This window comes from Actinoplanes sp. NPDC089786 (assembly GCF_040684855.1).
In the GTDB taxonomy this organism is placed as follows: domain Bacteria; phylum Actinomycetota; class Actinomycetes; order Mycobacteriales; family Micromonosporaceae; genus Actinoplanes.
Genome location: NZ_JBFBGU010000007.1, coordinates 310618 through 320950 on the forward strand (window position 1 = coordinate 310618; position 10333 = coordinate 320950).

Below are 10333 nucleotides of genomic sequence, written 5' to 3' on the forward strand. Positions count from 1 at the left end.
GATCAGCTGCCGACCGGGCCGCCGTCGAGGCGCCAGCTGACCACCACGGCCGGCTTGGCGAAGTCGCCGTCCGGCCAGGTCGACGCCGGGTTCTGCTGGGACGCGCCGGTGATCTCGCCGGGGTGCTGGACCGCGGCGAAGACCGACCGGTCGTCCCCGGTGACGAACGGGCCGCAGGTCTCGGCGCCGGTCGGCACGGTCAGGAACTGCCGCAGGTGGCCCTTGTCGGGACCCTCGATCGGCGTCGCGAACAGGCCGTCGTTGCTGCCCAGCGCGTTGCCGTCGGTCGAGATCCAGAGGTTGCCGGCCGAGTCGAAGGCCACGTTGTCGGGGCACGAGATCGGCGACACCTTCGACTTGTCGAAGCCGGCGAAGTACGTCGACGGGTCGGCCGGGTCGCCGCACACGATCGGCAGCGCCCAGGTGAACGTCGTACCCGTGTGGTCGCCCTGGTCCTCGGTGATCTCGAAGATGTGGCCGTGCTTGTTGGCGCTGCGCGGGTTGGCCTCGTCCACGCCGGGGTTCGTGCCGACCGCGCGGTTGGTGTTGTTGGTCATCGCCGCGTAGATCTTGCCGGTCTTCAGACTCGGCTGGACGTCCTCGGGGCGGTCCATCTTGGTCGCCCCGACGGCGTCGCCGGCCAGGCGGGTGCGGATGAGGACCTCGGCCGCGGTCATGCCCGGGACGAACGACCGGTCGCCGGACACCAGCTTGATCCACTGGCCGGTGCCGTCGAACGCGCCGTCCGTGGGCAGCTTGCCGGTGCCGTCGATCTCGGCGGCCGGGCTGTCGCCGGCCACCTTGGCCACGTAGAGGGTGCCGGACTCCAGCAGCGTGAGGTTGTGCCGGCGGTCCTTCGGCCTGTACTTCTTGTCGCTGACGAACTTGTACAGGTAGTCGAAGCGCTCGTCGTCGCCCATGTACGCGACCACGTGACCCGACTTGGCCACGATCACGTTGGCGCCCTCGTGCTTGAGGCGGCCCAGCGCGGTGTGCTTGCGCGGCTTGGCCAGCGGCTCGAACGGGTCCACCTCGACCACCCAGCCGAAACGGTGCGCCTCGTGAGGGTGCTTGGCCAGGTCGAACCGCTCCTGCGCCCGCTCCCACTTGCGCGACCCGGACGGGTACCGCGCGGTGGTCGGGATGCCGTAGCGGGCCAGCGACGGCTTCAGCGCCTCGGGAGCGCCGTCACCGCCCACGAAGTACTGGTTGAAGTTCTCCTCGCCGGAGAGCACCGTGCCCCACGGCGTGACGCCGCCCGAGCAGTTGTTCAGGGTGCCGATGACGGTACGCCCACGCGGGTCGGCCGCCGTCCGCAGCAGGTCGTGGCCGGCCGCCGGACCGGTCAGCTCGAACCGGGTCGCCAGCGCGGTGATCCGCTTGTTGTACGGCAGCGCGCCCTTGGTGGCCGGCCGCCACTGCCCGGTGTCGCCGACCCGCTCGATCTCCACCACGGACAGACCGTGCGCGGCCATCGCCACCTCGATCTGCTCCACGGTCATCGCGTCGAGCGAGGTGAAGCCCGGGAAGATCAGCTCCTCGTTGGTGTACTCGTGGTTCACCACGAGCAGCGCCCGCCTCTGGTTGATCGGAAGCACGCCCACGAAGTCGTTGTTGTAGCCGAACTGCTTCGACTGCCGCGCCGCGGTCTGCTCGGTCACGTCGAGCCCGGGCGCGCCCGGCACGACCGGGTCGCCCCAGCGGATGACCACGGCCGAGTCGTACCCGTTGGGCACGACCAGCGAGTCGAGCTTGTTCGGCGGGATCGGCTTGAACGACAGCGCGCCGGCCGGCGTGCCCGGCTCGAGCGGCATCATCTCCCGTGGGTCGACGGCGGCCGCGGCGGCCGGCTCGGCGGCGATGTTGCCGAGCACGAGCGCGCCACCGGCGGCGGCCGCTCCGGCCAGCATCACGCCACGCCGGGAGACGCCGGTGGTGACGACGTCGGTCAGCGACGGGTTGCCGCTCCGGTTCGGTATCGGGTGTTCACAAGCGTTGCCACAGCGGTAGAGGCAGGTCATCGCGTCGCGGCCGGCGTGGCCCGCTGGGCCGAGCACCGGGAGCATGCGGGGTCGTTCAGTCATGACGTGACGCTAGGGAACGTCGATGCATCGGACGCCAGGACTGGGTGAACGTCAGATGAACGCGGTGGTCAGCAACCGGATACTGCTGTCCACTTCTGATCGATCCGCACCCGTCAGGACCCGGTAGTGCAGCACGCCCACCAGCGCGAGCGCCGCCGCCCCGGGATCGGTGGCCGCCGGCAGCCGGCCGCGATCCTGCTCGGCGGCCAGGTATCGGGCGACCGCCTGCTCGACCGCGGCCAGGCCGGCGGTCCCCGGGCCGAGCACCCGCTCGACCTCCGCGGCCAGGTCGGCGCGCGACGCGAGCAGGCGGGTCAGCGGCACGACGACGTCGAACGGAGTGGCGTTGACGGCGTCGTCGAGGTTGGCCGCCACGGTCGCCGTGCCCGCCCGGCCGGCCAGGTCGGCGACGCCGCTCGCGAGCTGGAAGGAGCGATCGGTCGCGTACTGCGCCAGGAAGCCCTCCCAGCTGCGGAAATGCGTGTAGAGCAGGCCGGTCGCGACGCCGGCGGCACGGGTCACGGCCCGGCCGGTGAGGCCACTCAGGCCCTCGGTCGCGATCAGCCGCTCCAGGGCGGCGAACAGCTGCTGCCGGACCTGAGGAATGACGACACCGCGGGGCATGGCCTCGAGTCTAGGGGCTGGTCGTGCCGGCTTGCGCCAGAATGAACACTTGCTCATACTGGCGTGCGTGAAACGAGCGACGGTGGTGGGCGCGGGGATCGCGGGACTGGCGACGGCATTGCGGCTGGCCCGGGACGGCTGGTCGGTGACCGTGCTGGAACGGGCGCCGGCCCTGCGTACCGGCGGCTACGTGGTCAACCTGGTCGGGTTCGGCTACGACGCCGCCAACCGGCTCGGGCTGCTGCCCGCGCTGCGCGAGCGCGACCTGGGCCTGGTCACGACGACGCTGGTCCGGGCCGACGGCAGCCACAAGTACACGGTGCCCTCCGCGGTGGCCGAGGCCACGGTCGGGAGTCGCGCTCTCACGGTCTTCCGCGGCGATCTCGAGACCGTCCTGTACGAAGCCGTGCGCGACCTCGCCGACATCCGCTTCGGCGTCACGGCGGACCCGTCAACCGACACGGATCTGTTCGTGGGGGCGGACGGGCTGCACTCCGCCACGCGGTCGGCGCTGTTCGGCGACGGCTTCCGGGTCGACCTGCCGTACGTGGTGGGCGCCTTTCCGGTGTCCGGCCCGGCCACCGGCGAGGCCGTCACCTACATCGGACCCGGGCGTACCGCGGGTCTGATGAACTTCGGCCCCGACCGCACCGCGGCCTTCTTCACCTACCGCACCGACAACCCGCCCGCGGCGCTCGCCCGGGGAGCTCTGCCCGCGCTCCGCGACGCCTTCGGCGACCTGGGCGGCGTGCTCGGCGACGCCCTGCGCACCGAACCGCGGGACGTCTACTTCGACGCGGTGAGCCAGGTGGTCGTGCCGCGCTGGAGCGACGGCCACGCCGTGCTGCTGGGCGACGCGGCCTGGTGCGTGACGCTGTTCGCCGGCCACGGCGCCGGACTGGCCATGGCCGGCGCCGACCGGCTCGGCGAGGCGCTGCGCGCGCACGCCGGCGTTCCCGACGCCCTGAACGCGTGGGAGTCGGCCCTGCGGCCCGAGGCCGTGAAGCGCCAGGCGATGGCCCGCCGCGGGATGCGGCAGTTCGCCCCGCCCAGCGACTTCCACGTCTGGCTGGGCGACGTGGCGCTGCGCGCGATGACCCTGCCCGGCATCCGGACCCTGGTCCGCAAGGGCGTGGAGCGCGCGAACCGCTGACTCACTCCGGGCCGGCCACCTCACGCACCGCGTCGGCGACGGCCCGGAAGTCCTTGCGCAGGATCCGGTCGTGGTTGCTGGGCACCTTGGCGCTCACCCGGATGTGCGGGTTGCGGGCGACGACGGCGTCGAGGCTCGCCCGGATCTTCTCCTGCTCGTCGCCCCGGCTGCCCAGCGAGGTGCCGGAGGCCAGCACGTACCGGGTCGGTACGGTGACGGCGTCCAGCACCGGGGCCAGTGCGCTCTCCCGGGAGACGCGACCGAGCTCGATGTTGCTTTCGGCCTGCTGGGCGGCGGACATCCGCGGCGTCAGGCCGAACGGGCGCGCCAGTGGGGTCAGCCAGCCGAGGCGCTTGAACAGCGTGCGGATCCGCTGCTCCATCGCCTCGTCCAGCCAGTCGTAGGGCAACGCGCCGTCGACCAGGACCGCGCCGATCGTCCGGTCCGGGTTCCGGCTCGCCCAGTGCGCCCCCACGTACGCGCCGTAGGACCAGCCGACCAGCAGCGCGCGGTCCACGCCCCGGGCGGCCAGGACGGCATCGACGTCCCGGACGGCGGCGTCGAACGAATAGTCGGCCGAGGTTCCCGACTTCCGGCCCCGCGCTCGTTCGTCGTAGGTGATGTGCCGCCACCCGGTTCCGAGCTCGGCGATGACGCGCCGCCAGTAGCCCTGGGTGGCGAACTGGCCGTTGAGGTAGAGGACCGGCACGCCCGAACCGCCGGTGTCGGTGACCGCCAGGGCCGTGTCGTCGACCGGCAGCAGGCCCGTCCAGCTGGTATTCATCGTCGTCCCTTTCACAAGCTGCGGGCGACGATGTCGCCGTGGTCGGTGGTGGCGCGGACGGCGAGCGTGGCGCCGCCGTCGTTCTCCAGGGCGTTGCTGACCCGGCCGTGGCCGGTGCCGGCGTCCAGCGCGGCGGAGACGCCCGCCGCCGCCGCGATCTCGATGTCGCCGGACCGGGTGCTCAGCACCACGGCGCCGCCGGCCGCCTCGGCGATCCGGATGTCGCCGCGGGTCGTGCTGATCTCGGCCGGGCCGCCCAGCCGGCCGACCCGGACGTCACCGTCGACGGCGGAGAGACGGACGCTCGCGGCCTCGTCGACAACGATCTCCCGGTACGCGCCCTCGACGACCAGATCGCCGAGGCGGCCCACGGTCCGAAACTCAGCACTCGCCGCCGTGGCCTCGACGCCGGAGCCGGCCGGCACCTGGAGGGTGACCTCGATGGATCCCTTGGTCTCGGATCCGTCGGTCCGGATCCGCAGGACGCTGTCGGCATAGGCGACCGTGGTCCGCTCGGCGGCCCGGACATCGGTGCGCTTGGCCGGATCGGTGGGCCGCACCTCGACGGTGGTGTCGGCGCGCTCGGCCGCGATGACCTGGACGCGCCCCGCCGGGATGGTCAGGACCACCGCGATCGCGGCGGTGGTGTCGAACTTCTGCATCGTGATCTCCCCTTTTCGGTTCGTCTTTCCTACAAGGGAAAGGCTACGTTGCTTTCCATACGTCAGAAAACCACTGCCATCGCGCTCCGACCCGTAAACGCAGCTAGACATGTGTGCAATCGTTGCACTGGTCCTAAGGTCAATGCAATGAGCCCGTTGCAATGACTTGCCGATCAACGCTATGGTGGCCGGACCAGCACCATCACGGAGGAGAGCGCTATGCCCGGAGGCAGGCTGACCCAGCAGGAACGCCGGCGGATCGCGCTCGGGCTGGCCGACGACCTGCCCTACGCCGAGATCGCCCGCCGGCTCGACCGTCCGACGTCGACGGTCACCCGCGAGGTGATGCGCAACGGCGGCCCGACCGGCTATCGCGCCGACCTGGCCCACCTCGCCACCGAGCAACGCGCCCACCGCCGCCGCCCGGCCGCGGCGCGAGGTCCGGCGCCGGAGCCGCAGCCGCACGGACGCGACGCCCGCGCGGTCGCCGACTACGAGGAGACGCTCACCGGCGCCCTGATGGCGTCCGGCCTGCCCCGGATGACGGCCCGGGTGCTGACCTGCCTCTACACCACCGACGAGGGCAGCCTGACCGCCGCCCAGCTCGCCCGCCGCCTGCAGGTCAGCCCGGCGTCCATCTCCAAGGCGATCGCGTTCCTGGAGGGCCAGAGTCTCGTCCGCCGCGAACGCGACGACCGGCGCCGCGACCGCTACCTGGTCGACGACGAGCTGTTCTACCAGGCGACGATCGCCGGCGCCCGCTCCAACGACCAGCTCGTCGCGACCGCCCGCCAGGGCGTCGCCATCCTCGGCCCGGACACCCCGGCCGCGGCCCGCCTGGAAAACATCGCCCGCTTCCTCGCCTTCATCGCCGAGAGCATCCTCCGCGCGGCCGAGCAGGCCCGCGAGGTGCTGCACACACCGGCCGCGCCGGTCGACCGCCGCGATTAGGGCGACGTGGCGCTGCGCGCGATGACCCTGCCCGGCATCCGGACCCTGGTCCGCCGGGGTGTGGAGCGGGCCAACCGCTGACATGATGGCGCGGTGATCATCCCCGGCTACCCGTCCCGCTTCCCGCTCGTCGACGGCAACGCCCTGATCACCGACGAGCTGTTCTGGCCCGCGTACCTGTCCGCGGTCGGCGGATCGGCCACGGCGCCGCAGGCCTTCGCCACCGACCCGGCCGACCTCGACGGCTTCCTGCGGGTGCTGGAGAGCCGCGACGTGTGGCCGGTGCTGACGCTGCCGATGGCCGGGCACGCCCGCCTGCACATCGTCATGCGCAACCTGCCCGACGACGCCGGCACCGACTACGTGCTGGAGTCGGGCGACCGGTCCTTCACGCTGGCCGCCCTGGAGGGTGGCTTCCGCGGTCCGGCGCTGTCCTGGGCCGAGCTGGTCGCCACCGCCGGCCGGCCCGACCCGGCCCGCTCCCCCGCCGAACGTCTGCTCCTGCTGCTCCCGGCCTCCGGCGACGTCGCCCGCGACCCGTCAACCGTGGCCGCCGCCGTCACCTCGGCCGGGGCGGTGGCCGAGGCCGGCACGGTCGCCGGCGAGCTGCTCGGCGACCGGCGCCACTGGCCGGCCGACGTCACCTGGCGGACGTTCGGCGACGCCCTGATCTGCGAGGACGACCACTCGCCCCGGAGCCTCACGGGCGGGCTCAACCCGGCTGAGCTGGTGCTGGTCACGGCCGCCTTCCGCTGAGCTTGTGGCCGGTCCTCCGGCGGGTCCGACGTCAGCGGCCGCTGCTGATGCGGGCTCGCTCGGCTTTACAGCTCCTCGCCCGGCTCCACAGCTCCTCGCCCGGCTCCACAGCTCCTCGCCCGGGTCCACATAGGGCGCCGGCTCCACATCCGGGAGGGCGGCTCCGCATTGGGGGCGGCTCCACATCCGGGGGGCGGCCCCGCATCGGGGGCGGCTCAGGTCGCCGCCGGGGCGAACAACGTCTTGTCGTCGGCGCGGACGACGGCGTTGCCCAGCTGGTCGGCCGGGGCCGAACTGAGCGGATCGGGCTGGACCGGCGTGGCGTGGAGTTCGGTCAGCTGCCACACGTTCCGGCTGTCGGACATCATGGCCTTCACGAAGGTCAGCTTCAGGTCGGTGGTTCCCTGGACGACGGCGCCGGGGGCCGCCTTGGCGCCGGTGACGCAGGACGGCGCCCGCTCCACCACCCGGACCGACAGCACGGTGTGCTTGGCGTTCGTCTCGACCGTCCGGACCTGGCCCGGGGTGATCGTGATGCCGGTCAGGGCGTCGCACTCGTGGACCTTGCGGTTGAGGGCGGTGACGCGGTCCCCGGCGAAACTGTCCTGGTGCACGGCCTCGATGCGGGCGGCCGGCCGCTCCGAGGTCAGCAGGTGCTGGTACCGGTCGAGGTAGGCGTTGGCCAGCTCCGGGCCGGGCGGCAGGGTCGCCACGGGCAGATCGGCCTGCGCGGCCGGCTCCTCCGCCTCGGCGCCGGCCTCGGGCGCCGGGCAGAGGTCGTCGACGCCGGCGTCGCGGCCGGGTTCGCCGCACAGTTGCTCAATCATGCCGTCCGGGGCCGGCCGCGGGTCCAGCGCGGTGGACACCATGCTGGACGCGGCGATCCCGCCGAACCCGCAGACCGCCAGCACACCCACGACCACCACGACGATCCCGCCGACGCTGAAGCCACTCTTCTCGGCCGCGGCCGGCGCCGGGCCCAAATTGGACGCTCCCGGAGCGAACAGGCCAAGTTCGGATTGCCCCGGAGCGAACAGGCCAGGTTCGGAAGGCTCGGGCACGGACGGCTCAGACGCGGATGAATTGGAGGCGGACGGCCCGGGTGCGGACGGGTCGGAGGCGGGAGGCGCGGACTCGGGTTGCACGGGGGTCGACACGATCGACGATTATGCACGGCGGTGGCGGGAGGCGCGGACCCACGGCGCGGCGGTGCGAGGTGCCGGCCCCAGCCACGGCGGCCGATCCCGATCCGGCCGCCGCCGGCCGGACCCGGCAGCTACGCCCGGCGCAGGCGGCACCGGGCCCGGCCACCGACTGGCTCGCCGAGGGGGCGGGGCTTTGCCGTGCCCGTACCTGAAAGGCCGTTGATTGTGCCGTCAGAAGTAGCTGTTGATCTTGGTGAGGTTGACCCGCGCGCTGTCGGCGGCGCGCTCCTCCCAGGCGAAGACGCACACGGTCGCGATGCCGTCGAAGCCGATCTCCTTCAGCGTGCCGAAGAACAGGTCCCAGTTCACCTCGCCCTGCCCGATGTCGAGGTGCTGGTGGACGCGGGCGGTCGAGCCCGGCGGGTTGACGATGTAGCGCAACCCGGACGAGCCCCGGAAGTCGAAGCTGTCGGCCATGTGCACCTGGGTCAGCAGCGGCCCGGCGTGGCGCATGATCTCGGCCAGGTTGCCGCCCTGGTGGAACGTGTGCGGCGCGCAGTAGAGGAACGTGACCAGGTCGGAGTTGATGCCCCGGACCAGGTTGACGCCCGCGATGCCGTCCTCGATGAAGTCGTCGGGATGCGGCTCCAGCACCAGGCGGACACCCTCGCGCTCGAAGATCGGCAGCAGCTCCTCCATCGAGCGCCAGAACTGGGCCTCGCTCTCGGCCGCCAGCGCGGGGCGGCCGTTGAACTCGGAGTTCATCACGGTCACGCCGAGGTCGACGGTGATCTCGATGGCCCGCTTCCAGTAGCGGACCGCCGCCTGACGCTCGTCCTCGTCCGGGCCGCTCCAGCGGTAGAGCGGCAGCACCGAAGCCACCTCGACCTCCGCCTCGGCGAGCGCCTTGCGGAACGCGGCGACGGTCGCGTTGTCGGCCCGCGGGTGCAGGAAGAACGGCAGGAAGTCGTCGCGCGGCGACAGCTCGATGTACTGGTAGCCGAGGTCGGCCACCGTGCGCGGCAGGTCGAGCAGCGGCACCTTGCGCAGCATGTAGGGGTCGAGGGCGATCTTCACGCGGTCACCTCCGAGTAGAGCTTCGGCTGCTCGGCGAGCTCGACGTTCTCGGCCGAGCCGGAGTGCAACGCGGCGACGGCGGCGTCGGAGACCACCGCGGCCGCGTAGCCGTCCCAGGCGCTCGGCCCGACCGGGGCGCCGGTCCGCGCGAGCGAGTCGATCCACTCCTGGAACTCCACGTCGTACGCGGCCAGGAAACGCTCGCGCCAGTCGGCCGGCACCGGGTCGGCCGCCCGCAGCGAAGTGCGCACCCGGACCGGCGACAGCGAGCCGAGGGACGCGGTGCCGTGCTCGCCCACGATCTCGCCGCGGATGTCGTAGCCGTACCGGATGTTGACCGAGATCTCCACGTCGACCAGCACCTCGTTGGCCATCTCGAGGATCAGGAAGAGCGGGTCCTGCAGCTCGCCGCCGTTGCGGTTCTTCCGGGGTACGAGGACCCGCGCCGCCTTGATCTCGGTGCCGAACATCCAGCGCACCATGTCGATCTCGTGCACCGCGGTGTCGGTGATCGCCATCTCCTTCTCGTAGTGCGAAGGGACGCGGGCGTTGCGGTGGGCGCAGTGCATCATCAGCGGCGCGCCGATGTCGCCGGCGTCCAGGATCTTCTTCAGTTCCCGGTACGCGCTGTCGTAGCGCCGCATGTAGCCGACCTGCACCAGCCGGCGGCCGTGCGCCGCCTCCGCCTCGACGATCCGCAGGCACGCCTCGGCCGTGGTGGCCAGCGGCTTCTCGCAGAACACCGGCTTGCCGGCGGCGATGGCGGCCAGCACGTACTGCTCGTGGGTCGGCCCCCACGAGCAGACGACCACCGCGTCCACGGAGGAGTCGGCGATGACCTCCTCACCGGTGGCGTGCACGGTCGCGCCGATGCGGGCGCCGACCGCCTCGGCGACGGAGGCGTTGACGTCCGTGACCGCGGTGACGCGGACGCCGGCCAGCACGTGGGTCATCCGCCGGATGTGGTCCTGGCCGATCATCCCGGTGCCGATGACGCCGATGCGGAGCATGGTCACCTCTTCAGCTCGTGGGACAGCTCGGCCAGCTCGTCGCCGCCGGCCATCTGCGCGGTCAGCTGGTCGAGGGAGACCTCGCCG

Annotated in this window: 10 protein-coding genes; 3 read left to right on the forward strand and 7 right to left on the reverse strand. The window is 72.3% G+C overall.

The genetic code is table 11. The features are described from left to right. Nucleotides 1–2 precede the first annotated feature (2 nt). The gene (locus AB0O15_RS23380; protein ID WP_364322092.1) at nucleotides 3–2084 is read right to left on the reverse strand and encodes a PhoX family phosphatase; all 2082 of its coding nucleotides are present in this window, start codon (nucleotides 2082–2084) and stop codon (nucleotides 3–5) included. A gap of 51 nt (nucleotides 2085–2135) precedes the next feature. Continuing rightward, nucleotides 2136–2708, reverse strand: a complete 573-nt coding sequence (locus tag AB0O15_RS23385; protein WP_364322094.1) for a TetR/AcrR family transcriptional regulator — start codon at nucleotides 2706–2708, stop codon at nucleotides 2136–2138. Between the two features lie 67 nt (nucleotides 2709–2775). Here AB0O15_RS23385 and AB0O15_RS23390 point away from each other — a divergent pair, with 67 nt between their 5' ends. Then, entirely contained in the window at nucleotides 2776–3861 is a 1086-nt protein-coding gene (locus AB0O15_RS23390) for an FAD-dependent oxidoreductase (RefSeq protein WP_364322096.1), read from the forward strand. Between the two features lies 1 nt (nucleotide 3862). Here AB0O15_RS23390 and AB0O15_RS23395 read toward each other — a convergent pair whose 3' ends face one another. After that, nucleotides 3863–4645: an alpha/beta fold hydrolase gene (locus AB0O15_RS23395; protein ID WP_364322098.1), complete on the reverse strand. Its 783-nt coding sequence runs from the start codon at nucleotides 4643–4645 to the stop codon at nucleotides 3863–3865. An 11-nt stretch (nucleotides 4646–4656) separates the two neighbouring features. Further along, complete coding sequence (locus tag AB0O15_RS23400; protein WP_364322100.1) at nucleotides 4657–5307, reverse strand: DUF4097 family beta strand repeat-containing protein; 651 nt, start codon at nucleotides 5305–5307, stop codon at nucleotides 4657–4659. 219 nt (nucleotides 5308–5526) lie between these two features. Between AB0O15_RS23400 and AB0O15_RS23405 the strand changes: the two genes are divergently transcribed. Both AB0O15_RS23405 and AB0O15_RS23410 read left to right on the forward strand, forming a co-directional pair. After that, the gene (locus AB0O15_RS23405) at nucleotides 5527–6258 is read left to right on the forward strand and encodes a helix-turn-helix domain-containing protein (protein WP_364322102.1); all 732 of its coding nucleotides are present in this window, start codon (nucleotides 5527–5529) and stop codon (nucleotides 6256–6258) included. A 93-nt stretch (nucleotides 6259–6351) separates the two neighbouring features. Then, on the forward strand, nucleotides 6352–7014 hold the full coding sequence (locus AB0O15_RS23410; protein WP_364322104.1) for a hypothetical protein: 663 nt from the start codon (nucleotides 6352–6354) through the stop codon (nucleotides 7012–7014). Between the two features lie 215 nt (nucleotides 7015–7229). On the opposite strand, the gene AB0O15_RS23415 is transcribed toward AB0O15_RS23410, so the two are convergent. The 3 genes from AB0O15_RS23415 to AB0O15_RS23425 form a co-directional block, all read right to left on the reverse strand. After that, nucleotides 7230–7997 carry a hypothetical protein gene (locus AB0O15_RS23415; RefSeq protein WP_364322106.1) on the reverse strand — a complete coding sequence of 256 codons (768 nt, stop codon included), beginning with the start codon at nucleotides 7995–7997 and terminating at the stop codon, nucleotides 7230–7232. 393 nt (nucleotides 7998–8390) lie between these two features. Continuing rightward, on the reverse strand, nucleotides 8391–9236 hold the full coding sequence (locus AB0O15_RS23420; protein WP_364322108.1) for a sugar phosphate isomerase/epimerase: 846 nt from the start codon (nucleotides 9234–9236) through the stop codon (nucleotides 8391–8393). After that, nucleotides 9233–10246 (reverse strand): Gfo/Idh/MocA family oxidoreductase, encoded by a 1014-nt coding sequence (locus AB0O15_RS23425; protein WP_364322128.1) that lies wholly within the window; start codon nucleotides 10244–10246, stop codon nucleotides 9233–9235. The genes AB0O15_RS23420 and AB0O15_RS23425 overlap by 4 nt, the downstream gene beginning before the upstream one ends. Nucleotides 10247–10333 lie beyond the last annotated feature (87 nt).